Source organism: Pseudooceanicola sp. NS-SX9, from assembly GCF_057380705.1.
Genome location: NZ_CM170818.1, coordinates 3,390,357 through 3,415,000, shown reverse-complemented (window position 1 = coordinate 3,415,000; position 24,644 = coordinate 3,390,357). Strand labels below are relative to the sequence as shown.

Below are 24,644 nucleotides of genomic sequence, written 5' to 3'. Positions count from 1 at the left end.
GGTAGAGAATACCAAGGCGCTTGAGAGAACGATGTTGAAGGAACTCGGCAAAATACCTCCGTAAGTTCGCGAGAAGGAGGCCCGGTTCTAAGGCAACTTGGAGCCGGGGGCACAAACCAGGGGGTGGCGACTGTTTACTAAAAACACAGGGCTCTGCGAAGTCGCAAGACGACGTATAGGGTCTGACGCCTGCCCGGTGCCTGAAGGTTAAAAGGAGGGGTGCAAGCTCCGAATTGAAGCCCAGGTAAACGGCGGCCGTAACTATAACGGTCCTAAGGTAGCGAAATTCCTTGTCGGGTAAGTTCCGACCTGCACGAATGGCGTAACGACTTCCCCGCTGTCTCCAACATCGACTCAGCGAAATTGAATTGCCTGTCAAGATGCAGGCTTCCCGCGGTTAGACGGAAAGACCCCATGCACCTTTACTACAGCTTCACACTGGCATCAGGCCAAGCATGTGCAGGATAGGTGGTAGGCTTTGAAGCAGGGACGCCAGTTCCTGTGGAGCCTCCCTTGAGATACCACCCTTGCTTTGCTTGATGTCTAACCGCGCACCGTCATCCGGTGCCGGGACCCTGTGTGGCGGGTAGTTTGACTGGGGCGGTCGCCTCCTAAAGCGTAACGGAGGCGCGCGAAGGTTGGCTCAGGGCGGTCGGAAATCGCCCGTTGAGTGCAATGGCATAAGCCAGCCTGACTGCAAGACTGACAAGTCGAGCAGAGACGAAAGTCGGCCATAGTGATCCGGTGGTCCCAAGTGGGAGGGCCATCGCTCAACGGATAAAAGGTACGCTGGGGATAACAGGCTGATACTGCCCAAGAGTCCATATCGACGGCAGTGTTTGGCACCTCGATGTCGGCTCATCTCATCCTGGGGCTGGAGCAGGTCCCAAGGGTATGGCTGTTCGCCATTTAAAGAGGTACGTGAGCTGGGTTTAGAACGTCGTGAGACAGTTCGGTCCCTATCTGCCGTGGGTGTAGGATACTTGAGAGGAGTTGCCCCTAGTACGAGAGGACCGGGGTGAACGAACCACTGGTGGACCAGTTGTCGTGCCAACGGCAGTGCTGGGTAGCTATGTTCGGAAAGGATAACCGCTGAAGGCATCTAAGCGGGAAGCCCCCCTCAAAACAAGGTATCCCTGAGGGCCGTGGTAGACCACCACGTCGATAGGCCGGAGATGTAAGTGCAGCAATGCATTCAGTTGACCGGTACTAATGGCCCGATAGGCTTGATCTGAACCAGTAGAAAACAGACCAAGATCAGAAGCACACACTTCGGACACGTTGATTGTATCCCTCAAAGGTTTTTCCTTGGTCTGGTGGTCATAGCACGAGCAATACACCCGGTCCCATCCCGAACCCGGAAGTTAAGTGCCGTCGCGCTGATGGTACTGCGCCTCAAGGCGTGGGAGAGTAAGTCACCGCCAGACCTAGAAAAAACCTGAACGATGTCCAATAACAAGAAGGCCCCGAGCAAATCGCTCGGGGCCTTCTTGCTTGCTAAACAACCCCAGGGCCGGGATGCCGATCCGACAGACCCCGAAGATCCCGGAGCGCCAGAGGAGACTGACCAGCCCCCGCCGATCCCTCGTTCATGACCAGGCTCTGCGGGTTGGAGATCGGTCGTCTTGCCGGTCTTCCCATGGCTTGGGGGTGAGGCCTCGAAACGACACCTCAACCCTACACCTCGATCGCCACCCGGGATCACACCGGCAGCGGCGTCGAAATGACACCAGCTCTTCGGACACTGACCCTGCGGACCGATCCCGGCGCGCCAGAGGAGACCCTCATCGGAAGCGCACCCCCGCCACCCAGGGCACACGCCGGATGACCGCCCCGGCGCGCATCAACCTCCGGTGACGCACAGCGCAGCCCCGAGGAACATCCCAGGATCGGCACGAAAAAGGCCGGGCGCGCTTGAGGCCGAGAACGCGAAGCTCAAGAAGATGCTCGCGGAGCATATGCTGGATGTCGCCACGCTCAAGGAGATGCTGGGAAAAAACTTCTGAAGCCCGGTGCAAGGCGACGAGCAGTAGACTGGGCCATGACAGAGAAGAGCTACAACCAGCGACAGGCCTGTGCCTTCGCCGGGATTGATCCGCGCGTTTACAGGCGGCGATCAACCAGAGCTGCGGACACCGAGCTGCGAGAGAGGCTGAAGGAGCTGTCCAGCGAACGGCGTCGCTTCGGCTATCGGAGGCTGCACCTGCTTCTTGACCGCGAAGGCTGGAAGGTGAACTGGAAGAAGCTCTACCGGATCTACCGAGAAGAAGGCTTAACAGTCCGTAAACGGGGCGGTCGCAAGCGGGCCCTGGGGACCAGGGCGCCCATGGCGATCCCGCAGGGGCCGAACCAGCGCCCCCTCTCGGCAGATTTGCTCTGCAAATCGCCTGCCGGGCAATGGGATCGCTGGACTTCGTGTCAGACAGCCTGTCCGATGGTCGCCGCTTCCGGGTGCTCTGCGTCATCGACGACTTCAGCCGGGAATGCTTGGCCGCGGTCGTGGACACCTCGCTATCAGGGCAGCGCGTTGGGCGTGAGCTCGACAGCATCGCTCGGGTCCGCGGCTATCCATCCATGGTGGTCAGCGACAACGGCACGGAGCTGACCTCGAACGCCATCCTCAAATGGCAGGAGGAGCGCCGGGTCGAATGGCACTACATCGCTCCGGGAAAGCCCATGCAGAATGGCTTCGTCGAGAGCTTCAATGGACGGCTGCGCGACGAGTGCCTCAACGAGCACCTGTTCGCCAATCTGCGCCACGCCCGCGACCTGATAGAGGCGTGGCGCGACGACTAAAACCACCACCGCCCCCACGCGAGCCTCGACGGGCTCACCCCGTGGGAGTATCACCAACGGTCAGTAGAGGACCGAACCCTGAACAGAGCGAACTAAAGAACCCGGACTCTATGGGGAGCAGGTCATCTCGGCGACAGGTCCTTCAGCCCATCGAAGCCCTGGGTCTGGAACCGCCGTTTCCACTTGTAGACGCTGGTCCTGTCCAGCCCCCTCTGCCGTCAGGCCTCGGCGACATTGCCGAGCTCCTTCACCAGCTCCAGGACGCTCAGCCGGTTCTGAGCAAGCTTGGTATCCGCGGGGTCTTTCCTTTCGAGGACTGATCCATGAGCCGATCCTCCTTTCCAAAAATAGCACGGAAAGAAGGTTAAGTGGACAGATGGGTCAATACAGGAGCAAGACGAGGTCTCCGATTTCGGATCATCTTGACCTGAATCAGGGCGGGGCAGGGTGATCCGTGCTCTTACGGTTTTAGGGCATATCCCTGCCGAACCTGAGAAAGCTCTTGCCAGAACGCATAACGGACATGCATTTTGGTCATAGCTTTGTCGGTCATGCGACTCGGACGGGAGGCCGCTCGCATGTTGAATCGGAGGGAGGACTGATGCTTACCGCCAAGTCGCTGGAAACTGCCATTGCCGAAGCCGGATCGGCTGTTCGGCTTCTGTGGACGGATCACCCCAAGGCCTGGACGCGGCCCGTGGTACCGCCCGAGATCTCGGGTTGGCGCGAGGAGCAGGCCGCCTGGCGAGAGAGGGTCGCGCTGATCGACCTGTCGCACCACATGTCGGACCTCTTTGTCTCTGGCAAGGAGGCGACGCACTTCCTGTCGCAATACAGCGCGACCGATTTCACCGATTTCGCCATCGGCCAGGCCAAGAGCTTTATTCCCATCAGCGAGGACGGATATCTGATCGGGGAATGCATCGCGCTGCGGACCGCCGCAAACCGCTACATCCTGACCGGGGCGCCGCCGATCCATCACTGGCTGCTCTACAAGTCGGAATGTGGATATTACGATATCGACACCCATTTCGTGGACGATTCCCGCCGCCGCTCCGGCCCGCCGGAACTGTTCCGCTTCCGCCTGCAGGGCCCCATGGCCGAGGCGCTGACCCGCAAGGTCCTGGGCGCTGCCCTGCCAGAGCTGGAGCTGTTGCATTCGACCAGCCTGCCCTATGCCGATGGCGAAGTCCGCGTGCTGCGCCAGTCGAAGATGGGGCAGCCGGGCTATGAATTCGTCGGCAAATGGGCCGTGGGCGAAGTGCTGCGCGAGGATCTGCGCAAGGCCGGCCGGGCGATGCGCATGGCCGAGGTGGGCGCGCTGGCCCATGCCGCCGGGGCGGTCGAAAGCGGCTGGCTGCCGGTGCCGGTGCCGGCGATCTACCAGGCCTGCCTGAACGGCTATCGTGCGACGCTTTCGGTGGATGCGATCCGCGAACACAAGCCGATCTACGGCAGCTTCTATTCCGAACGGATCGAGGATTACTACGTCACGCCGTTCGAGATGGGCTTTGGCAAGGTGATGGCGCTTGGCCGTGACTTCAACGGCCGCGAGGCGATGCTGGCCCGTCGGGCGCGCGATACCCGTCGCAAGGTGACGCTGGAGATCGACGCCGAAGAAGCCGCCCGCGTACTGGGTGGCCCCGAGGATTACCTGCTGAACCATGGCCGCTTCCGCATCGAACGCAACGGCGAACTGGTGGGGCTGACCCTGTGCACGGCACGAATCGGGCCGCTTGGCGCGGTGCTGTCGCTGGCGCTGGTCGAGGGGGTGCATGCCGAACCGGGGACCGAGCTCGATTTTATCTGGGGCTTCCATCCGGGTCCGGGCACGGCGCCGGATGCGGATTACGGGCAGAAGGTGCTGAAGGCGCGGGTGCGGCCGTCGGTCTTCGACACCCAGCCCCGGCTGTCGAGCGAACCCGAGGCCCGGCTGGCGGACGCCTGAACATCCCGCAACGACGGAAAGGGCGGTCCCTCGGGGCCGCCCTTTTGCATGTCAGGCCGGGTGGATCGCCCCGCTGTGCAGCACCGGCGAGGCATCGATATCCTCGGCATCCAGCAGCGCCGCGACCCGTTCAAGCGAGGCCACGATCTGCGCCTGTTCCCAATCCTTCAGGGCCTCGAACTTGCGCACGTAGCGCTGTTGCAGCGGGTCGGGGGCCTGGGCCACGGTGGCGCGACCCTTTTCGGTGACGGCGATGTTCATCTGGCGGCGGTCGATCTGGCTGCGCTCGCGCGAGATCATGCCCTGCTTCTCCAGCCGGTCGAGCAGCGCGGTGATCGTCGCCTGCGTCACCCCCATCTGCACTGAAATCGCCTTGGGCGTGCTCATCCCCTGTTCCGTCACCAGCTGCAGCACGCGGAACTGCACGGGGGACAGGCCGGCTGCATGGGCCAGTTCCTTTCCGAACAACTCCGTCGCGCGCAGGATGCGTCGCAAGGCAATCAAACTGTCGTCCGTCCGATCCATGCCGCCCAAACCCCGATTCTGAAGAGGGGCCATATTCGCACCCCGGAATAACAAAGGCAATTATTCGATTTTACTTAGTAAAATTCGTAGCCTTATCCACTGGGGGAATCCATTTTCCACATTTAAGTCAATGACTTTGTCGGTACTTTGCGAGGGAGGGGAGGAATATTGCTTAGGGGGCTTGAAGAGTTTTATCGATCAACTACTTTGATAAGCGAAGCAAATGGAGGGGTGATCTCCCATGCCGAAAGACGACGAGACAGAGCTGACGCTGCGACCGCCGCGGGCCTGTGACGGGGCCGCGATCTGGCGGCTGGTGCGGGACTGCAAGCCGCTGGACGAGAATTCGATGTATTGCAACCTCGTGCAGTGCGAGCATTTCTCGGACACCTGTGTCGTGGCGGAAACGGCGGATGATGCCGGTCTGATGGGCTGGGTCTCGGGGCACATGATCCCGCAAGAGCCGGGCACGCTTTTCGTCTGGCAGGTGGCGGTGTCGGATGCCGCACGGGGCAGGGGGCTGGGCCGGCGGATGCTGACGCATCTGGCGGCGCGTCCCGGTCTGCAGCTGCGCCGCATCCGCACCACGATCACCGAGGACAACGCGGCCTCCTGGGCGCTGTTCCGCGGCTTTGCCGCGCGCAGCGGTGCCGATCTGACCGCGCACCCCCATTTCACCGAAACCCGCCATTTCGACGGCCTGCACCCGACCGAGCACATGGTGACCATCACCCTGCCGCAGGTCCAGGCAGCCTGACCGCCGCGTCTCAGGCCCGGAACGAAAGGAACGTTCATGTCCACCGATACCACCATCTTTGCCCGCCGCGAATCCGCCGTCCGCAGCTATTGCCGCAGCTTCGACACGGTGTTCACCAGCGCCTCGGGCGCGCAGATGACCGATGCCCGGGGGCGCAGCTACATCGACTTCCTGTCGGGCTGTTCGTCGCTGAACTACGGCCATAACGACCCCGACATGAAGGCGGCGCTGATCGACCATATCGCGCATGACGGGATCGCGCATGGTCTTGATATGCATACGGAAACCAAGCAGGCCTTCCTGCAGGCCTTCGAACGGAAGATCCTGCGTCCGCGCAACATGACCCACAAGGTGATGATGGTTGGCCCCACCGGCACCAACGCGGTCGAGGCGGCGATGAAGCTGGCGCGCAAGGTGACCGGGCGCACGAATATCGTGGCTTTCACCAACGGCTTTCACGGCATGACCCTGGGCGCGCTGGCCGCGACCGGCAATCGGGGCAAACGTGGCGGCGCGGGCCTGCCCCTGCAGGGCGTCACCCGGATGCCCTTTGATGGGTCGCTGGGCGAAGGGGTCGATACGCTGGCGATCATCGAGCAGATGCTGCTGAACGGCAGCTCGGGCATTGACGCGCCCGCCGCCTTCCTGCTGGAACCCGTCCAGGGCGAGGGCGGCCTGAACGCCGCGTCGCCCGAATGGATGCGCGGCATCGCGCGGCTGGCGAAACGGCTGGGTGCGCTGCTGATCGTCGATGACATCCAGGCCGGCATCGGCCGCACCGGCACGTTCTTCTCGTTCGAGGGGATGGGGATCGAACCCGATCTGATCCCGCTGGCGAAATCTCTGTCGGGGATGGGGCTGCCCTTTGCCGCCCTGCTGGTGAAGCCCGAACATGACCAGTGGAAACCGGCCGAGCACAACGGCACCTTCCGCGGCAACACCCATGCCTTCGTCACCGCCCGCGTCGCGATCGAGAAATTCTGGAGCGACGATGCCTTCCAGACGCAGATCGCCGAGAAATCCGCGATCCTGACCGAGGCCTTGAAGGATCTGGCCAAGGACATCCCCGGCGCCCACCTGAAGGGGCGTGGCATGATGCAGGGGGTCGATGTGGGCTCGGGGGAACTGGCGGGCGCGATCTGCGCCGAGGCCTTCCGCCGCGGCCTGATCATCGAGACATCGGGCGCCGAGGACGAGGTCGTCAAGGTGCTGGCCCCCCTCACCATCCCGGTCGAGACCTTCCGAAAGGGTCTGACCATCCTGCGGCAGGCCACCGCCGCGCAGGCCACCGAAACCCGGATTGCAGCGGAGTAACCAATATGATTGTTCGTGATTTCAACAAGATCGTCGAAACCGAAAAAGCCCGCGTCACCTCGGACGCCCGTTGGACCAGCGTGCGGATGCTGCTGGCGGATGACGGCATGGGGTTCTCGTTCCACATCACCTTCCTCGAGGCCGGTTCGGAACACACCTTCCACTACAAGAACCATTTCGAGAGCGTCTATTGCATGAAGGGCAAGGGCCGGATCACCGATCTGGCCACCGGCCAGACGCACGAGATCCGCCCCGGCGTGATGTATGCGCTGAACGAGCATGACCGCCACACCCTGGTGGCCGACGAGGAACTGGTGATGGCTTGCTGCTTCAACCCGCCCGTCACCGGCACCGAGGTGCACCGCGAGGATGGCTCTTACGCGCCGGCCGAAGAACTGGCCTGAGGCCCGGCGGCCGGCCGAAGGGCCGGCCCCGCGCCCTGACCATTTCCCAAAGGAGGCCCGGGCCAGACGCGCCCCGGGACAGACCCATCGTGACCTTCCCCGCCCATACCGTCGAGAAGATCGGCGGCACCTCCATGAGCAAGCTGAACACGCTGCGCGACAGCCTGCTGATCCGTTCCGGCGCCGATCCCTATGGCCGCATCTTCGTGGTCTCGGCCTTCGGCGGCATCACCAATCTGCTGCTGGAGCACAAGAAATCCGGCCGCCCCGGGGTCTATGCCCTGTTTGCCAATGACGACAACGCCCATGGCTGGCTGGATGCCCTGACCGAGGTCGCGACCGCCATGCGCGCCGCCCATGCCGCCGTGCTGGAGCACCCGGCCGACATCCACGCCGCCGACGAATTCGTCCGCGAGCGGATCGAGGGCGCGCGCTCGTGCCTGTTCGACCTGCAGCGGCTGTGCTCTTACGGGCATTTCCGGCTGGCCGATCACATGATGTCGATCCGCGAACTGCTGTCGGGGCTGGGGGAAAGCCATGCGGCCCATGTCACCGTGCTGATGCTGCAGCGCGCCGGGGTGCAGGCCCGGGCGGTCGACCTGTCGGGCTGGCGGGATGAAACCGAGCTGGACCTGCGGGGCCGCATCGCCGCGGGCCTCGATCAGGTGGACCTGACGACCGAGATGCCCATCGTCACAGGCTATGCCCAGTGCCGCGAGGGGCTGATGCGGGAATTCGACCGTGGTTATTCCGAGGTCACCTTTGCCACCATCGCTGCCCATACCGGCGCAGCCGAGGCGATCATCCACAAGGAATTCCACCTGTCCTCGGCCGATCCGAAGCTGGTGGGCGTCGATGCGGTGCGCAAGCTGGGGCAGACGAATTACGACGTGGCCGACCAGCTGTCGAACCTGGGGATGGAGGCGATCCATCCCAAGGCCGCCAAGATCCTGCGCCGCGCGGGCATCCCGCTGCGCGTCGCCAATGCCTTCGAACCGCAGGACCCCGGCACGCTGATCGACGACACCCCCGCCCGCACCCCCGCGGTCGAGATCGTCACCGGCCTGCCGGTCACCGCCTTCGAGGTCTTCGAACAGGACATGGTGGGGGTGAAGGGCTATGACCAGGGCATCTTGGACGTGCTGACCCGGCACCGGGTCTACATTGTGTCGAAATGCACCAATGCCAACACGATCACGCATTTCCTGACCGCGCCCCTGGACACCGTCCGCAAGGTTGAACGCGACGTGGTGGCGGCCTTCCCGAATGCGCGGGTGCGGCTGCACCGGCAGGCGCTGGTGTCGGTCATCGGCCGCAACCTCGAGGGGCTCTGCGTCGCCGAGCGCAGCCTGACCGCCCTGCGCGAGGGCGGCATCCGGGTGCAATCGGTGCAATATGTGCCGGGCAGCGTCGATGTGCAGCTGCTGGTGGCGCAGGACGACAGCGACCGTGCAACCGCCCTGTTGCACAAGGCTTTTGTCGAGGCCGACCCGCCGGCGCAGCAGGCCGCCTGAACGGCCGACCCGCCGATGGGCGCCCCGGGGATCAGCCCCGGGGCGTGGCCTCTTCGGTGGCGAAGCTGCCGTAGACATGGGTGATGCGATGATCGGGCGCCCGCCGTGCATGGCCGGTGCAGCGCACCCTCACCGGATCGCCATCCCGCGCCAGCCGGACATGGGCGATGAAGGGCACGCCCTTCTCGGCCGCGCCGGTCAGCAGCGTCTTCATCTCGTCCCGGTCGGCCTCGGTGAACAGGCCCAGCCAGTCATGGCTTTGCTGCACCGCATGCGCATCGCCCGCGGGCGTGCCGCACAGCTTGCCGCTCCAATGGGCCAGGTCATTCGCCAGGTCGATGGAATAGACGCCGATCTGCACGTCCTCGCGCAGGTCCGACAGGCTTTCCAGCAGCAGCTGGTTGTCGATCGTGGCGCCGATGTCGGTCATCGTGCCCAGCACATAGGCCGGTTCCCCCTGACCATCCTGCAGCACCGAGGCCTCGGTGCGCACGTGCCGCACGGGCTGGCCGGGCACCGCAAGCCGCGCCTCCAGGCTGAAGCCCTCGCCGCGGGCGATGGCGCGGTCCATGGCGGCGCGCAGCAGCGGCTGGTCGTCGGCCTGGTAATCGGCGATCACGTCCTCCAGCATCGGCACCTGATCCTTGCCGGGCAACATGCCGTGCAGGCGGTAGATCTCGTCCGACCAGGTCATCAGGCCGGAATGGATGTTGTAGCGCCAATGCGCCCGCCCCGAGAGCGCATGCATCAGCTGGGCGACCTCGCGGATCGAGGCCATCTCTCGGTCCAGCACCGAGATCGTCAGCCCCGACAGGTCCATCTTGGCATCGGAATAGGGCGCGAAGGCCAGCCGGTAGTTCGAATTGTTGGAATCGACCAGGAATTCCTTGGGCTGGCGCAGGTTGAACACCTCGGCCGCGGGTTTCGACAGGTTCGGGAAGCCCTCGGGGATGGCCAGCTGCGACAGGTGCAGGCCGGTCGCGGGGATTTCCCCGATGCCGAAGAACTGCCGCGCCATGTCCGAGGCCCGCCGCACCATCAGCGCCGTATCCACCGCCAGCACCACGAAGGGCACGTCCTTCAGGATCGCGTCCAGATCCGCCAGCACGGCCTGAAGCTCGGCCGAGTTGATCTGAAGCTCTTCGTTGACGGTGATCAGTTCCTCGTTCGCCGATTGCAGTTCCTCGTTCGAGGTCTCCAGTTCCTCGTTGGTGGCCTGCAGTTCCTCGTTGGTCGATTGCATCTCTTCGTTGACGGATTGCAGTTCCTCGTTGGTGGTCTGCAATTCCTCGACCGTCTGTTGCAGCGCCTCCTGGGTCGAGCGCATGTCCTGCTCCATCCGCTCGATATAGGCGCGCTCCTCGCCGTCCATGACGCTTTTCTCAAGGACGCGGGCGTCTTCCTGTTTCGTGTGGATGGCGATCAGGCAGTTGTCCTGCGCCCCGGTCGAACTGGACAGCGGATAGCACTGGAACTGCACGCGATTGGCATCGGGCAGGGGGAATTCATGCCAGCGCGAGGCCCGCTGCCGCCAGGTCTTGAGGGAAATCGCCATCAGGCTGATCACCTCGTCCCGCAGCGGCTTTTTCAGGATCCGCGTGTTCATCGCCAGCGGGCCATGTTCGTTGATCGAGATATAGGCCGAGATGTCGCCGATCACCCGCACGATATCGCCCGAGCGCGTCGCGATAAAGCCGTTGGGGGCCACCGCGCGCACCAGGCTGTCGAACATCACGTCCTGGCCGGCCTCGGTGGTCTTCTTGGCCTCGGGCGGCTCCTGCTGGGCGCCGGCGCGATACAGCCCCGATGTGCTGAGTTCGGGGAAGCGGTAGTTGGTCATCCGCGCGCTGCGGCGCTTGCCAAAGATCTTTTCGGCCCCGGCCAGGGTTTCGAAATGCGCCTCCATGGGGCCGACGGTTTCCGATGTGCCCAGGAACAGCAGCCCCTCGGGGGCCAGCGCATAGTGGATGCGGTACAGGACGCGTTCCTGCAGGGCCGGTTCGAAATAGATCAGCAGGTTGCGGATCGACACCAGATCCAGGTTGATGAACGGCGGATCCTGGAAGATGTTGTGGCGCGAGAACAGCGTCACGTCGCGCAGTTCGCGCACCACGCGCAGTTCGTTGCCGCTCATCTCGAAGTAGCGCGAGATCAGATGCGTCGGCACGTCCTGCGCGGCCGAGATCGGGTAGACGCCGCGCCGCGCCACGTCGAGGGCCCGGTCGTCGATATCGGTGGCAAAGATCTGCACCTGGCTTTTCTTCAGCATCTTCGGCCCGCCGAGGGCCTCGGCGAAGAGGATGGCGATCGAATAGGCTTCCTCGCCCGTGGCGCAGCCGGTGACCCAGACGCGCAGCTGGCGCTTGCCCTCGCGCTGGACCAGCTGGTCGATCTGGGTCTTCAGCTGGTCGAACTGTCGGGGATCGCGGAAGAACCGTGTGACCGAGATCAGCAGATCCTTGTAAAGCGCGTCCACCTCGTCCTGGCTGGTGCGGCAGTAATCGACGTAATCCATGTAGGTGTCGATCGACAGGGTGTTCATCCGGCGCGCGATGCGGCGGTTGACGGTGCTTTCCTTGTAGCCGCGGAAATCGACGCCGGTGCGCGCCAGCAGGATCTGCAACAGGTCCGCCAGCCTCGAGGGCTGCTGGCTGATCGCTTGCAGGTCGCCGAAATCGCGGGGCCGGCCGATGATCTTTTCGAACTGCTGGCCGATGCGTTCGGGGGTCAGGGTCAGGTCGATGCAGCCGGTGGCGATGGCGGAACTGGGCATGCCGTCGTATTTGGCGCTGTCGACCTCCTGGGCGATGGTGACGCCGCCGGCCTCGCGGATCGCCTGCACGCCATAGCTGCCGTCCGATCCCGTCCCGGAAAGCACGATTCCCACCGCATTCTCGCCGCATTCATCGGCGAGGCTCTTGAACAGCCGGTCGGCAGAAGGTTTCGGCGTGGCAGGATGGCCGAAGGGCTCGACCAGGGTCATCTGGCCCTCGCGCATGATGACGTCGCTGTTGGGCGGTGTGACGTAGATCGTGCCGGGGACGGGGCTGACGGCCTCGTGCAGTTCGACCACGGGCAGCTTCGTCTCGCGCGAGATCAGCGAGGTCAGAAGGCTTTTGTGCGTGGGCGACATGTGCTGGGCGATCACATAGGCCGCGTTCACGCTGGCCGTCAGATTCTGCACCAGAAGCGACGTTGCCTCCAGCCCGCCGGCCGAAGCAGCGATGCCGACGATTCGAAGGGCACTGTCGGAACTGCGATTTTCCGATGCATTTTCTGCAATCTGACCTGCGTCTTTCTGTCCCGTCATGCCCGCGCGTCTCGCTGCCAAGTGTTTTGGCACCCCCGAAGGTGCACTGAAAAGATATTTTTCCCGAAGGGGATAGCAGGCTTACCTTAGCCGCAGATCCCCCCCCGGTGCCAGCCTTACTGCCATGTCTCAGCCAATGTGCGGCGTTGTTAACATTTACTTAACCGACCTTGCCCGATTGTTTAGAAGAGGCATGACAAGCGACCACAGGCTAAGGGACCGAGCTGTTGCAATCGGATACCACAAAATTCGCGGGCTACCTGTCCTTCGACGAAGGCAGCCACGCTTGGCGTGTGCGCTCGCTCGATATCAGTCACACCGGGGTTCTGCACAAGCTGACCTACCCCGAGATGCCCCCGCTGGTGGATATCTTCGTGCCCGAGATGGCCGAGGTTCTGGTGGATTATCTGGGCCGCATGGATCCCGAGGGCGAGATGTTCGCCAATTCGGATTTCGCGCTGTCCCTGGGCCAGGCGCGGTTCTGCAAGATCCGGATGCACACGAATTTCAACGCCACCCGCGGCTACGAGGCCAGCTTCTGGTTTTCCAGCTTCGAGGGGCAGCCGCTGTCGGCGCTGCTGCAATATGCCGAGCCGCTGGCGAAGATGCCGCCGATGGATCCGGTCAACAATCTGGCGATTCAGGCCATGGACCGGGTACTGATCCCGGCGCTGAACGTGGTGGCGGCGGCGCGCACGGGTATCCAGACGCGCCAGAACGTCAAGGTCTTCGACGATTACGCCGCCCGCCTCATCCAGGAGGCGGACGACCTGATCATGTATGCAGAGCTGGTCAAGCGGCTGATCCAGTCGCAGGATCCCGGCCTTCCCGCGCAGGAGGGCACGGTGCTGGAAGTGCTGGCCGACCCTGCCAAGAAGCTGGGCCGCACCGGCACCTGATCACCGCTTTCGCTATCGGGCGCCCCTGGTTCCGCGCTTGCCGGCCAGGGATCGCCCGATCCGGGATCAGTCGCGGCAGACCGACAGCTTGGTCGCGATGTCGATCAGCATATCGCTGTACAGTTGCGGCCCCGGCGCAAAGCTGCTGCCCAGCGGATCCACCGTCAGCACATGGTCGGTCGTGCCCGAGGGGGGCAGGGACTGCACGGATTTTTCCTGACCCGGCACCGACAGGAAGCAGGTCACCTTGTCCGCGACCACGGTATTGCTGATCTCGGAATAGCGCGCGGCGCTGGCGGGGGTGTCGTCGGCATCGGTGATGGCGCCGGCATTCTTCAGGCCGAAGCGGTGCTCGAAATACTGGAAGGCATCGTGAGAGACGACGATTTCCAGCGGTTTCGGCCCTTTCAGCATGTCGCTGATCGAGCTTTCCACATCGCCAAGGTCCGAAGCGGCCTCGGCGGCGTTGGTGCGATAGACCTGCGCATGTTCGGGATCGACCTTGGCCAGTTCCTCGGCGATGGCGGGCAGCCAGGCGCGGGCGTTCTCGGGGTCCAGCCAGACATGCGGATCCATGCCCGACCCGTGGTCGTGGTCATGCCCGGCGTGGTCATGGTCATGGTCGCCATCGTCCAGCCCGCTGCGGAACGGCAGGGTCTGGGTGCCCTTCACATCCAGCATCGCCAGCGTCGGCGTCTTCGGCGCCAGCGAGGTCAGCGCCTTGTCCAGCCAGGGCTCCAGCGCGTCGCCGACCCAGAAGACGACGTCGGCCTGGCTCAGCAGTTGCGCCTCCGAGGGGCGCAGGGCGTAGTCATGCGGCTCGGCGCCGGGCGGCAGGATCACCTCGGGCTGGCCGACCCCCTCCATCACCCGCGCCACCAGCGACTGCAGCGGCGCGATGTCGACGGCAACCTGCGGCGCATCGGCCCGCGCCATGCCCGCGCCAAGCGCCAGGGCGGCAGCGCCCGCGACCAGAAGGGATTTCCGCATCTTCTCTCTCCGGATGTGATAACATAACAGAATTCACGGCGCTTGTTATCGGGGATGGTATAACATATCAAGGCCCGACCTTTTGACGGAGGCGAGAGATGGAGTTGCAGGGCTTCGAACGGCACGACCACACCGCATGCATCCGCGACGGCGTCGAGGCGGCGGATGAACGCTGCCGGCAGGAAGGATTGCAGCTGACCCCGGTGCGCCGCCGCGTGCTGGAGCTGCTCTTGGCCGGGCACCGTGCGCTTGGTGCCTACGACATCCTTGACACCCTGCGCGACGAGGGGCTGGGATCACAGCCGCCGGTTGCCTATCGGGCGCTGGATTTCCTGGTCAAGAACGGCTTTGCCCACCGGATCGAACGTCTGAACGCCTTCGTCGCCTGCTGCCATCCCGGCGCCGACCATTCTCCCGCCTTCCTGATCTGCCGCAAATGCGACCGCGTGGCGGAAGGCGAGGCCGACCCGGCTTCGGACATGCTGGGCCGCTCGGCCGCGGCCATCGGCTTCCGCATCGAACGCGCCGTGGTCGAGGCCGAGGGCCTGTGCCCCGCCTGCCAGGAGAGCGCCCCGAAATGAGGGACCACCAGGACGACAGCCTGGTCCGGCTGAGCGGCGTCGCCGTGCGCCTGGGCGGTCACGAGGTGCTGCGCGGCGTCGATTTCGCCCTGCACCGCAGCGAGATCGTCACCATCGTCGGCCCCAACGGGTCGGGCAAGTCGACGCTGATGCGGGTGATCGTGGGGGCGCTGAAGCCCGCCCAGGGCCGCGTCCGGCGTGCGCCGGGGCTGCGCATCGGCTACGTGCCGCAAAAGCTGCATATCGACCAGACCCTGCCGCTGACCGCGCGCCGCTTCCTGTCGCTGCCCCACAAGGTGCCGCTGGCCGATGCCCGCGCCGCGCTGGAACAGGCCGGGGCTGCGGGGCTTGAGGATCGCCAGATGTCCGGCCTGTCGGGCGGCCAGTTCCAGCGCGTGCTGCTGGCGCGTGCGCTGCTGTCGAAGCCCGACCTGCTGATCCTGGACGAGGCGACGCAGGGCCTCGACCAGCCGGGCTCGGCCGCGTTCTACCGCCAGATCGAATCCGTGCGCCGCGACCTTGGCTGCGCGGTGCTGATGGTCAGCCACGAACTGCATGTGGTGATGGCGGCCTCGGACCGGGTGGTCTGCCTGAACGGCCATGTCTGCTGCGAAGGCGCCCCGGAACATGTCGCCTCGGCGCCGGAATACCGGGCGCTGTTCGGGTCGGGGACCGGCGGCGCGCTGGCGCTTTACCGGCACGAACATGACCACAACCACGACCCCGGCGAGGCCTGTGATCACAACCACCACCACGATCACGCCCATGATGAGGCCGCAAAATGAGCCTGCTTGACGATTTCTTCCTGCGCGCCCTTCTGGCGGGGATCGGCGTGGCGCTGGCGGCGGCGCCGCTGGGATGTCTCGTGGTGTGGCGCCGGATGGCCTATTTCGGCGATGCGACGGCCCATGCGGCGATCCTGGGGGTGGCGCTGGCGCTGACCCTGCAGGTGTCGGTCTTCGCGGGGGTGCTGGCGGTGGCGCTGGCGATGGCCACGGCGGTCTCTGGCCTGTCGGGGCGGGGCTTTGCCATGGATACCCTGCTGGGCGTCATGGCGCATTCGGCCATCGCCTTCGGCCTGGTGGCGGTGTCCTTCCTGCACGGCGTCCGCATCGACCTGATGGGCTATCTGTTCGGAGACATCCTGGCCGTCAGCCGCCTTGACCTGGCGATCATCTGGGGCGGCGCGGTGCTGGTACTGGCGCTGGTGCGCTGGCGCTGGTCGGCGCTGCTGACCACCACGCTGAACCCCGACCTGGCCTATGCCTCGGGCCTCGATCCCCGGCGCGAGCAGATGGTGCTGACCGTCGCCCTGGCCATCGTGGTGGCGGTGGCGATCAAGGTGGTGGGCACGCTGCTGATCGCCGCCATGCTGATCATCCCCGCCGCCGCCGCCCGCCCCTTTGCTACCACGCCCGAGCGCATGGCCGGCATCGCCGCCCTGATCGCGGTGCTGGCAACGGTGACCGGGCTTGAGGGCTCGCTGCATCTCGACACGCCCGCTGGCCCCTCAATCGTGTGCTGCGCGGCGGTGGTCTTCGTGTTGACCAGCCTGGCCGCCGCGCTGCGCCGCCGCGCGGCCTAAAGGTTCACCTCGACCCCCGGCAGATCCAGCGCGCGCATCAGGTCGCGCAGCTCCTGCCGGGCGGCGATGTTGGAGATGCTCAGGCTGGTCACGCCGATGTCCTTCAGATCCAGCAGCGTCAGCCCCTTCGGGAACAGCTCGCGAAAGATCACCCGCTCGGAAAACCCCGGGGCCACGCGAAAGCCGATGCGCTTTGACAGCCGGTTGATCGCATCCTCCATCTTGCGCTTGTTGACCATCGCCTGGGACCCCACGCGGTTCCTCAGCACCACCCAGTCGATGGGCTTCAACCCCGATTGCGCCCGCAACTGCCGCGCGGCCCAGACCATCTCGGAATAGACCGAGGGGCCCAGGATCTGCTCGCCCTCGCCATCGATATGCGCCAGCAGGTCGAAATCGACGAAACTGTCGTTCAGCGGCGTGATCAGCGTATCGGCCAGCGAATGCGCCACCTGGCTCAGGCGGGTATGCGACCCGGGGCAATCCACCAGGATGAAATCGCAGACCGGATCCAGCTGCGCGATCGCCTCGGCCATACGGCGGTCATAGATGTTCTCGCCCGGGGCCAGGTCTTCGGGGGCGACCTCGGGCAGTTCGACGAACTGCGGCGAGGGCAGATCCAGCCCGTCCTTTTCCAGCGTCGCGGCGCGGTTCGCGGCATAGCGGGCGAAACTGCGTTGCCGCAGGTCCAGATCCAGCGCCGAAACCCGGTGTCCCATGCGTACCAGGGCGGTCGCGACATGCATGGCGACGGTGGATTTGCCCGCGCCGCCCTTCTCGTTCCCGACCACGATGATATGTGCCAAGGCTGTCCCCTTCGTCCCGGCCGGGCAAAGGGACCCGGCCCGGGCACCTTAGGGCGGGTGCGGAAACGGGGGAAGCATGGTTGCGTGCATCCTGCGCGCATGTGTGCCCGGAAGGTGACTGGCCGCGGGCGGGCTCCCGCCGGCCCGCAGTAGCCCCCTCGCGCGCGCCTTTCATCTTTCCCCAAATATGCCCGCCGGAGGCGCCTTCCATCGGGCCTGCGCTGTCATCTGTCTGGAAAAGCCGACCGCCAGAGGCGCTTTCCACCGTCTGAACCGGCTCTCTTTCGGCCTCGGTACAATCCACTGGTACCCAAGCCCGGCGTCGCGCGTTAGGTAGCATCGTCCGGCAAAGGAACCCTCGATGTCCGCATTCTTCGGTCAGAACCTTCCCACCACGCTTCTTGTCCTGGCCACCTTAGGTCTTGCGGGCGGGCTGCTGGCTCTGCCGCAGCTGCGCCGCTGGGATCTGTGGCGCGCCATGGTCACGCCGCTGGCCTCTATCATCGGATCAGGCTTTCTGGTCCTGGGGCCGGTTCTGGCGCATGGCTACGGCGGCTGGGCACCGGCGGTGATGGCGGCGCTCTGCCTTTTCGCCTGGGCCTTCGGTGCCGCCATCCGCAGCAACATGGCCCGGCTGGGGGACGACCGCGAGGCGCCCTCGAAGCCCGAGACCCTCTCGGCGCTGCTTCTGGCCATCGCCTATGTGATCTCGGTCGCCTATTACCTGAACCTTTTCGGGGCCTTTGCGGTGCGACTGACGCCCTGGCAGGGACCGGTGGCCGGGCGCATCGTGACCACGGCGATGTTCGTGATCGTGCTGGCCATGGGCTATGGCCGGGGGTTCACCCTGCTGGAACGCGCCGAATACATCTCGGTCTCGCTGAAGCTTGCGATCATCGCGGCGCTGATCGCGGGGCTGGCCTGGTTCTTTGGCGGCGCGGCGCGGGCCGGGCAGCTGTTCGATCCAGTGGCCAGCTTTACCGGTTGGCAGGCCGTCGCCATGGGCTTTGGCCTGCTGGTCACGGTGCAGGGCTTCGAGACCTCGCGCTACCTGGGCGACAGCTATGATGCGAAGACGCGGATCGGCTCGATGCGGCTGGCGCAGGGGCTGTCGGCGGCGATCTACGTGGTTTACGTCGTGCTGCTGGTCTATGCCCACAAGGTGCCGCAGGGCGGCCTGAGCGAGACCGCGGTGATCGACATGATGCGCGATGTCTCTCCGATCCTGCCGGGGCTGCTGATCCTGGCGGCGCTGGCGGCGCAGTTCAGCGCGGCGGTGGCCGATACCGGCGGCTCGGGCGGGCTGCTGGAGGAGCTGACGGGCCGGCGGCTGAGCGCGCGGCAGGGCTATGCGGTGCTGTGCGTGATCGGGGTGGGGCTGACCTGGGTGGCAGACGTTTTCCAGATCATCTCTTATGCGTCGCGGGCCTTCGCGCTTTACTATGCCGTGCAGGCGGGGATTGCCGCGCGTCATGCGCAGGGGCTGCGGCGGGCGGGCTGGGGGGCGCTTGGGTTGCTGGGGCTGGCGATCGCGGTGTTCGGCCAATCGGTCGAGGGGTCCTGAGCGGGCTTTCCGGTCCGGGGCTGCGTCTGCGGGCGAAGATCAGGCGGGCGCGCGCGGAGGGAGGGCGCCTCCGGCGGGCATATTTGGGGAAAGATGAAAGCAGGGCGCGCGCCTGTGCGAGAGCGGGGCGGGCCGTCCTTCGGGCAAGAAAAAACGCCGCATCGGGGATGCGGCGTTTTCCGGAATACGGTGGCTGCCCTTGCGGGCGGGCGATCAGAAGCCCAGGCCTGCGTATTTGTTCTTGAACTTCGAGACGCGGCCGCCGGCATCCATCAGACGCGAGGAGCCACCGGTCCAGGCCGGGTGCACGGTCGGGTCGACGTCCAGCGACATGGTGTCGCCTTCCTTGCCCCAGGTCGAACGCATCTTGATGATCGTGCCATCGGTCATCTTCACGTCGATGAAGTGATAGTCGGGATGGATATCCTTTTTCATGACGACGCTCCTCAGGCCTTGGCTTTGTAGTTGGACTGCTCGGCGATACGGGCGGATTTGCCGCGACGCGAGCGCAGGTAGTACAGCTTGGCGCGACGGACGCGGCCACGACGGACGACCTCGATGGATTCGATGTTGGTCGAGTAGAGCGGGAACACGCGCTCGACGCCTTCACCGAAGGAAATCTTGCGGACGGTGAACGAACCCGCGATGCCCGAGCCGTTCTTGCGGCTGATGCACACGCCTTCGTAGGCCTGCACACGGGTACGGGTGCCTTCGGTCACCTTGTAGCCGACGCGGATGGTGTCGCCGGCCTTGAAATCGGGGATCTCTTTCCCCAGCGAGGCGATTTGTTCCGCCTCGAGTTGTGCGATAAGATCCATCGCCATACTCCTGACTGCTCGCGGTTCTCCCGCGAAGGTGGTTGTCGCCTCAGAGCTCCGCCGCGGTCAGCCAGGGCCGGGCGGAGGATCCGCGCTCCCTGTCGGAGGTTCAGGTCGTCATTGCTGGGCCTTCGCGTTCCGGGCCGCTGTCGCCGGTCGGCCCTTGAGGAAATGCGAAGGCAGTCCGGCAGACCGATTCCGGCCCCGGACAGGCGGCTGATAGTCGATAAGGGGACGGCAATCAACCCCCGAGAGGGCCGCAGGGCCCTGTCTGGCAAGGCCCGGCGCGGAAAGGCCCCTAGGCGAGGGCCCGCACCAGCTGGGCCACCCCCTGCCAGGGGTTTGCGGGCAGCGACAGGCCGGGCTGGTCCTGCAGGCCAGCCGCCAGCGCCGCCAGATCCGTCGCCGGGGCCGCGACGCCCGCCTGTGCCAGGAAGGCCGCCAGCGTCGCCGCATCATGGACCGCGCGCACGTCATCGTCGAGCAGGCCGGCGCGCAGGGCCGACCACAGGTCGGGACGGCGGCTGCGGGTCAGGGCCTCGGACATGCGGCGGCGCCATTTGGCGATCTCGGCATGGTTGCCGGACATCAGCACGTCGGGGATGGCGCGGCCTTCCCATTCGGCGGGGCGGGTGTATTGCGGATGCTCCAGCATCCCCTCCGAGAAGGATTCCTCTTCGGTCGATTCGGCATTGCCCAGCACGCCCGGCAGCAGCCGCACGGTGGCGTCGATCAGCGCCTGGGCGGCGATCTCGCCTCCGGTCATGACGAAATCGCCCAGCGACACCTCCTGGATGCCGTAATGTTCGATGACCCGTTCATCGAGGCCTTCAAACCGGCCGCAGATCAGCGTGACGCCATCGGCGCGGGCCAGGTCGCGCGCCATCTTCTGGTCGAAACGGGGGCCGCGCGGGCTGAGGTAGATCAGCGGCATCCGGCCCTTGGCCTGGGCCAGTGCATGGTCGATGGCCGCGCCCATCACATCGGCGCGCAGCACCATGCCGGCGCCGCCGCCGGCGGGGGTGTCGTCGACGTTGCGGTGTTTCGTCAGGCCGAAGTCGCGCAGGTTCACCGTTTCCAGCTGCCACTTGCCTTCCTTCAGCCCCTTGCCGGTCAGGCTTTCGCCCAGGATCCCGGGAAAGGCCTGCGGCAGCAGGGTGATGATCCGCGCGGTCCAGACACCGGCCAGCTGTGCGTCCTCCATCAGCGAGCGGGGCTTGAAGCTGGCCGAGATCGCCTTGCGGCCATGGGATTTCAGCGGCGTGTCCTGGGACATGGCAGGTCCTTCCTGTTGCGGAGCGCGGTTTAGCCTTTTGACGGGCGCGGGATCAACGCCTGTTTGCGGGCGCGCAGTTCATCGCGGGGCAGGCCGGCGCGGTTCAGGGCCAGGAACTGCTCCAGCACCTCGGGGGGGGCGGCGGCATTGGCGGCGGGCAGGGCGGGCAGGGCATCGCGGATCGCCTGCGGCAGGCCCGCCAGATCCAGCAGCGGCGTCAGCGGCCCCTGCGGCAGGGCGCGCGTCCGTTCCAGCGGAAAGGTCAGCAGCGGGCAGGGCAGGGCATCGGCGATGCGGCGGGCGATGGCCTCTAGGTCCGCATGGTCGCGCTGGCGGGCACTGTAGCGCGCCAGGTCCTGCTTCATCCGGCTGACCCGCAGGTGCTGCGCATGGCACGAGCGGATCCAGTCCTGCGCGCCGCGGGTGGTGTAGACGAAGGTCATCTGTGCGGGCAGGACCTGGGCGAAGACCTGTGCCAGCCGCGTCATCAGCGGGGCGGCGTTCGGATAGCCGCGGCGGTCGCGGCGGCCGGGGATATGCCCCGAGAGGTCCTCGGACGACAGCAGCAGGGGGCGCGGATCGGCGGGATCGAGGGTTTCGGCCAGGGCCGCGGCCTCGTGGGCGAACAGCGTCAGCGTCAGTGCCGAGGGGGCGGCATCGAAGGCGCGGGCGGCTTCGCACAGGGCCTCCATCCCGGGTTTCAGCAAGATGCGCAGATGCGGCTCCAGCAGGGTGCGGTTGCGGCGCAGCGCCTGCTGGATGCTGGAGGTCCCGGTCTTGTGAAAGCCCGCGTGCACGATCAGGCGCGGCGGGCGGGTCATCTCAGAACAGGCCCTCGGGCGGGTCGGCGACGATGCGCCCGGCAGCCAGATCGACGGTGGGGACGGCCTCGCGGGTGAAGGGCAGCAGCACCGGCGTCGTCAGGCCGGGGCCGGCGATTTCCAGCAGGTCGCCGGCGCCGTGGTCCATGACGGCGCGCACCTGGCCCAGTTCGGTGCCGCCGGTGTCGACCACGGTCAGGCCGATCAGGTCGGCATGGTAGAATTCGTCATCGGGCAGCGCCGGCAGGCGGTCACGCGGCGCATAGAGGCGCAGGCCCTTCAGCGCGTCGGCCTCTTCCTTGGTCTCGATGCCACCCAGGCGGGCGGCAAAGCCGTTCTTGATGGCGCGGGTCAGCTCCAGCGTGAAGCTGCGGGCGCCGGTCTCGTCCGAGAGGGGCGCGTAATCCGCGATCGCCTCGGGTTCGGCGCAAAAGCTTTTCAGGCGGATCTCTCCGCGCACGCCGAAGGCGCCGGCCACGGCGCCGACGCAGACCATTTCCTTTTCGGGCGATGTGCTCACCGTTCGACTCCGGGGTTGTCCAGCTCGCAGACGGCGGCCTGTTCGCCACCGCTGCTGCAGTCTTGGACCGAGTTGCTGCGTTCGTAAAGAACCCCCGCGATGAAGGCCGCGGCCAGCAGGAATGGCAGGCGGAACAGGCGGAAGATCATCGGGGGTCCTTCAGGAAGGCAGAAAAGGTCCGGGCGCGGGGCCCGGACCTTTCCGGAAAGGCAGCGATCACTCGGCTGCGGCTTCCTCGGCTGCGGCGGCCTTCTCGGCCTTGGCAGCGGCACGTTCCTGAGCGGCTTTGCCCGGGGTGCCTTTTTTCGGGTTCGAACGCTCTTTCTTGGCGACGATACCGGCCGCTTCCAGGAAGCGTGCAACGCGGTCGGTCGGCTGTGCGCCCTGGGCCAGCCAGTGCTGGATGCGCTCGACGTCCAGCTTCACGCGGTCTTCGCTGTCCTTGGCCAGCAGGGGGTTGTAGGTGCCCAGCTTCTCGATGAAGCGGCCATCGCGCGGCATGCGGGCGTCAGCTGCGACAACACGGTAGAAGGGGCGCTTCTTGGAGCCGCCGCGGGCGAGACGGATTTTCATGGCCATTGTGGTATCTCCTTGTAATGGCGTTGGTTTGGCGGGGTTCTCCGCCGGTCAGTCGGGGCGAGGGGCGAGCCCCTCAGGATTGGTGTTGCCGGTGATGCCGGATCACCTCCTGAATGATGAAATTCAGGAATTTCTTCGCGAAGACCGGGTCGAGATCGGCCTCGGTCGCGAGGGATTCGAGCCGGGCGATCTGGGTTTCCTCGCGCGCGGGGTCGGAGGGGGGCAGATCATGTTCGGCCTTCAGCTTGCCCACCGCCTGGGTGTGCTTGAAGCGCTCGCCCAGGGTGTAGACCAGGATCGCGTCCAGCCGGTCGATGCTGGCGCGGTGCTCTTTCAGCAACGCGGCGGCGCGGGTCACGTCATCGGTCGAGATCGGGGATGCGGTCTCAGTCACGGGCGTCTCCTTTCGGGGTCATCGGCGTGGGCCCGGCCGCGACCGGGTGACCCGCGCGTGCCGCGACGGCCCACCCGCCCGCAGCCATGAGAGGGATGCGCCGGGTCATGCGTAGGCCTCCGCGCCGCCCTCGGAGAGGGTTTCGGGCGCGGGGTGGCGCCAGATGTCGAGGGGGCCGTATTTCGGATGGGTCCACTGGCCGTCGCGCGTGGCGCCAAGGCGCTGCGCCACACGGGCCGAGCCGCCGTTGGCGGGATTGACCACCGAGATCAGCGTGGCAAGGCCCAGCACGTCATAGGCGAAGGCGCGGGCCGCAAGGGCGGCCTCGGTCGCGTAGCCATGGCCTTCGTGGCCGTTCATCACGTCCCAGCCGAGTTCCGGTTCGGGCCAGCCTTCGGGGTTCCACAGGCCGACCATGGCCACCGTCGTGCCGCTGTCGCGCAGGTCGACCATCCAGCGGCCGTAGCCGCGCAGGGTCCAGTGGCCGATTTCGGTGCCGAGGTGGCGCCAGGTCTGCACGGCATCCATCGGGCCGCCGACGAAGCCCGAGCGGGCATCCGCATAGAAGGCGGTCAGCGGTTCGACATCGCGCGCCGCAGGCGCCCGCAGCACGAGGCGCGCGGTTTCGAGCGTCGGGATGGCGATCTGGCCGAGCCGGGTCATGCGAGGCCCTCCAGCAGCTTGCGGCCGGCGGCGGTGCGCGGCAGGTGCCGCCAGATCCGCAGCTCGCCGGTCATGTGGTGGCTGAAGGTGCCTTCGGCCCGGGCGCCGAGGCGGCGGACCATGGCGACGGAGCGGGTGTTGCCCGGATCCACCAGGCTGATGCAGGAGGCCCAGCCCCTTTCCTGGAACAGCCAGTCGAGCACGCAGCGCGCGGCCTCGGTGGCGTAGCCCTTGCCGTCGGCGCCTTCCAGCAGCTGCCAGGACAGTTCGGGTTCCGGCCAGCCATGCGGGAACCAGGGGCCGACCAGGCCGACATGGGCGCCGCCGTCCTTTTCCGTCACCGCGAAATGGCCGTAGCCGCGCAGGTGCCAATGGCCGACGATGGTGGCGATGGACCACCAGGCGGCCTCGGGATCGGGGTGCTGGTCGATGAAGGCGGGGCTGTCCTTGCCGAGGTAGGCGGCCGTGGCGTCGAAATCCGGCGACGCCGGGCAGATCAGCCGCAGGCGGTCGGATTCGATCACCGGAAAGGCGGAGGCGGCGGCGATCATGCGGCGGCTCCACGCGGGTTCGGCCTGCG

At 65.8% G+C, this 24,644-nt stretch carries 23 protein-coding genes, 2 rRNA genes and 3 pseudogenes (1 of these 28 only partly in view); 13 read left to right on the top strand and 15 right to left on the bottom strand.

Annotation, left to right across the window (positions count from 1 at the left end; genetic code table 11):
- The 3 genes and pseudogenes from AC2ITM_RS16270 to AC2ITM_RS16260 all read left to right on the top strand — a co-directional run.
- Positions 1-1,234: ribosomal RNA gene (locus AC2ITM_RS16270) — 23S ribosomal RNA — on the top strand (it extends 1,593 nt beyond the left edge of the window).
- Between the two features lie 78 nt (positions 1,235-1,312).
- Positions 1,313-1,427, top strand: a 5S ribosomal RNA gene (gene rrf / locus AC2ITM_RS16265).
- 480 nt (positions 1,428-1,907) lie between these two features.
- Positions 1,908-2,892: pseudogene (locus AC2ITM_RS16260) on the top strand (IS3 family transposase); the annotation flags it as partial.
- Between the two features lie 32 nt (positions 2,893-2,924).
- On the opposite strand, the pseudogene AC2ITM_RS16255 reads toward AC2ITM_RS16260, so the two are convergent.
- Positions 2,925-3,104, bottom strand: a pseudogene (locus AC2ITM_RS16255) (helix-turn-helix domain-containing protein); the annotation flags it as partial.
- A 293-nt stretch (positions 3,105-3,397) separates the two neighbouring features.
- Between AC2ITM_RS16255 and AC2ITM_RS16250 the strand changes: the two are divergent.
- Positions 3,398-4,744, top strand: a complete 1,347-nt coding sequence (locus AC2ITM_RS16250) for a hypothetical protein (protein ID WP_486467671.1) — start codon at positions 3,398-3,400, stop codon at positions 4,742-4,744.
- A 51-nt stretch (positions 4,745-4,795) separates the two neighbouring features.
- On the opposite strand, the gene AC2ITM_RS16245 is transcribed toward AC2ITM_RS16250, so the two are convergent.
- Positions 4,796-5,269 (bottom strand): MarR family winged helix-turn-helix transcriptional regulator, encoded by a 474-nt coding sequence (locus tag AC2ITM_RS16245; protein WP_486467670.1) that lies wholly within the window; start codon positions 5,267-5,269, stop codon positions 4,796-4,798.
- 241 nt (positions 5,270-5,510) lie between these two features.
- On the opposite strand from AC2ITM_RS16245, the gene ectA reads away from it, so the two are divergent.
- The 4 genes from ectA (at position 5,511) to AC2ITM_RS16225 (ending at position 9,258) form a co-directional block, all read left to right on the top strand.
- Positions 5,511-6,026, top strand: coding sequence for a diaminobutyrate acetyltransferase (ectA, locus tag AC2ITM_RS16240; RefSeq protein WP_486467669.1), 516 nt, complete (start codon positions 5,511-5,513; stop codon positions 6,024-6,026).
- Between the two features lie 36 nt (positions 6,027-6,062).
- On the top strand, positions 6,063-7,340 hold the full coding sequence (gene ectB / locus AC2ITM_RS16235) for a diaminobutyrate--2-oxoglutarate transaminase (RefSeq protein ID WP_486467668.1): 1,278 nt from the start codon (positions 6,063-6,065) through the stop codon (positions 7,338-7,340).
- A 5-nt stretch (positions 7,341-7,345) separates the two neighbouring features.
- Positions 7,346-7,744 carry an ectoine synthase gene (locus tag AC2ITM_RS16230; protein ID WP_486467667.1) on the top strand — a complete coding sequence of 133 codons (399 nt, stop codon included), beginning with the start codon at positions 7,346-7,348 and terminating at the stop codon, positions 7,742-7,744.
- Positions 7,745-7,833: 89 nt separating this feature from the next.
- Positions 7,834-9,258 (top strand): aspartate kinase, encoded by a 1,425-nt coding sequence (locus AC2ITM_RS16225; protein ID WP_486467666.1) that lies wholly within the window; start codon positions 7,834-7,836, stop codon positions 9,256-9,258.
- Between the two features lie 31 nt (positions 9,259-9,289).
- Here the strand turns inward: AC2ITM_RS16225 and AC2ITM_RS16220 are convergent, their stop codons facing one another.
- The gene (locus tag AC2ITM_RS16220; RefSeq protein ID WP_486467665.1) at positions 9,290-12,568 is read right to left on the bottom strand and encodes a chemotaxis protein CheB; all 3,279 of its coding nucleotides are present in this window, start codon (positions 12,566-12,568) and stop codon (positions 9,290-9,292) included.
- 227 nt (positions 12,569-12,795) lie between these two features.
- Between AC2ITM_RS16220 and AC2ITM_RS16215 the strand changes: the two genes are divergently transcribed.
- Positions 12,796-13,467, top strand: a complete 672-nt coding sequence (locus tag AC2ITM_RS16215) for a hypothetical protein (protein ID WP_486467664.1) — start codon at positions 12,796-12,798, stop codon at positions 13,465-13,467.
- A 66-nt stretch (positions 13,468-13,533) separates the two neighbouring features.
- On the opposite strand, the gene AC2ITM_RS16210 is transcribed toward AC2ITM_RS16215, so the two are convergent.
- Positions 13,534-14,457 carry a zinc ABC transporter substrate-binding protein gene (locus AC2ITM_RS16210; RefSeq protein WP_486467663.1) on the bottom strand — a complete coding sequence of 308 codons (924 nt, stop codon included), beginning with the start codon at positions 14,455-14,457 and terminating at the stop codon, positions 13,534-13,536.
- Positions 14,458-14,555: 98 nt separating this feature from the next.
- Here AC2ITM_RS16210 and AC2ITM_RS16205 point away from each other — a divergent pair, with 98 nt between their 5' ends.
- The 3 genes from AC2ITM_RS16205 to AC2ITM_RS16195 are packed head-to-tail and all read left to right on the top strand — an operon-like array spanning position 14,556 to position 16,623.
- The gene (locus AC2ITM_RS16205; protein WP_486467662.1) at positions 14,556-15,038 is read left to right on the top strand and encodes a transcriptional repressor; all 483 of its coding nucleotides are present in this window, start codon (positions 14,556-14,558) and stop codon (positions 15,036-15,038) included.
- The gene (locus AC2ITM_RS16200) at positions 15,035-15,823 is read left to right on the top strand and encodes an ATP-binding cassette domain-containing protein (RefSeq protein ID WP_486467661.1); all 789 of its coding nucleotides are present in this window, start codon (positions 15,035-15,037) and stop codon (positions 15,821-15,823) included. The genes AC2ITM_RS16205 and AC2ITM_RS16200 overlap by 4 nt, the downstream gene beginning before the upstream one ends.
- Positions 15,820-16,623, top strand: coding sequence for a metal ABC transporter permease (locus AC2ITM_RS16195; RefSeq protein ID WP_486467660.1), 804 nt, complete (start codon positions 15,820-15,822; stop codon positions 16,621-16,623). Before AC2ITM_RS16200 ends, AC2ITM_RS16195 begins: the two co-directional genes overlap by 4 nt.
- Here the strand turns inward: AC2ITM_RS16195 and AC2ITM_RS16190 are convergent.
- A complete protein-coding gene (locus AC2ITM_RS16190) occupies positions 16,620-17,429 on the bottom strand; it encodes a division plane positioning ATPase MipZ (protein ID WP_486467659.1) in 810 nt (269 codons plus the stop codon). The two genes, AC2ITM_RS16195 and AC2ITM_RS16190, sit on opposite strands and share 4 nt — an antisense overlap.
- A gap of 361 nt (positions 17,430-17,790) precedes the next feature.
- Between AC2ITM_RS16190 and AC2ITM_RS16185 the strand changes: the two genes are divergently transcribed.
- Complete coding sequence (locus AC2ITM_RS16185) at positions 17,791-18,993, top strand: APC family permease (RefSeq protein WP_486467658.1); 1,203 nt, start codon at positions 17,791-17,793, stop codon at positions 18,991-18,993.
- 213 nt (positions 18,994-19,206) lie between these two features.
- On the opposite strand, the gene rpmE is transcribed toward AC2ITM_RS16185, so the two are convergent.
- The 10 genes and pseudogenes from rpmE to AC2ITM_RS16135 all read right to left on the bottom strand — a co-directional run bounded on the left by rpmE (position 19,207) and on the right by AC2ITM_RS16135 (position 24,615).
- Entirely contained in the window at positions 19,207-19,428 is a 222-nt protein-coding gene (gene rpmE, locus AC2ITM_RS16180) for a 50S ribosomal protein L31 (protein WP_486467657.1), read from the bottom strand.
- An 11-nt stretch (positions 19,429-19,439) separates the two neighbouring features.
- Positions 19,440-19,811, bottom strand: coding sequence for a 50S ribosomal protein L19 (rplS, locus tag AC2ITM_RS16175; RefSeq protein ID WP_486467656.1), 372 nt, complete (start codon positions 19,809-19,811; stop codon positions 19,440-19,442).
- A gap of 499 nt (positions 19,812-20,310) precedes the next feature.
- Positions 20,311-21,087: pseudogene (trmD, locus tag AC2ITM_RS16170) on the bottom strand (tRNA (guanosine(37)-N1)-methyltransferase TrmD); the annotation flags it as partial.
- Between the two features lie 29 nt (positions 21,088-21,116).
- Positions 21,117-21,908 carry a hypothetical protein gene (locus AC2ITM_RS16165; protein ID WP_486467655.1) on the bottom strand — a complete coding sequence of 264 codons (792 nt, stop codon included), beginning with the start codon at positions 21,906-21,908 and terminating at the stop codon, positions 21,117-21,119.
- 1 nt (position 21,909) lies between these two features.
- Positions 21,910-22,404: a ribosome maturation factor RimM gene (rimM, locus tag AC2ITM_RS16160; RefSeq protein ID WP_486469451.1), complete on the bottom strand. Its 495-nt coding sequence runs from the start codon at positions 22,402-22,404 to the stop codon at positions 21,910-21,912.
- A 20-nt stretch (positions 22,405-22,424) separates the two neighbouring features.
- Complete coding sequence (locus tag AC2ITM_RS16155; protein WP_486467654.1) at positions 22,425-22,577, bottom strand: hypothetical protein; 153 nt, start codon at positions 22,575-22,577, stop codon at positions 22,425-22,427.
- A gap of 67 nt (positions 22,578-22,644) precedes the next feature.
- A complete protein-coding gene (gene rpsP, locus AC2ITM_RS16150; protein WP_486467653.1) occupies positions 22,645-23,007 on the bottom strand; it encodes a 30S ribosomal protein S16 in 363 nt (120 codons plus the stop codon).
- A gap of 73 nt (positions 23,008-23,080) precedes the next feature.
- Positions 23,081-23,401: a chorismate mutase gene (locus AC2ITM_RS16145; protein WP_486467652.1), complete on the bottom strand. Its 321-nt coding sequence runs from the start codon at positions 23,399-23,401 to the stop codon at positions 23,081-23,083.
- A gap of 105 nt (positions 23,402-23,506) precedes the next feature.
- Positions 23,507-24,064, bottom strand: coding sequence for a GNAT family N-acetyltransferase (locus AC2ITM_RS16140; RefSeq protein ID WP_486467651.1), 558 nt, complete (start codon positions 24,062-24,064; stop codon positions 23,507-23,509).
- Positions 24,061-24,615 carry a GNAT family N-acetyltransferase gene (locus tag AC2ITM_RS16135; protein WP_486467650.1) on the bottom strand — a complete coding sequence of 185 codons (555 nt, stop codon included), beginning with the start codon at positions 24,613-24,615 and terminating at the stop codon, positions 24,061-24,063. The genes AC2ITM_RS16140 and AC2ITM_RS16135 overlap by 4 nt, the downstream gene beginning before the upstream one ends.
- Positions 24,616-24,644 lie beyond the last annotated feature (29 nt).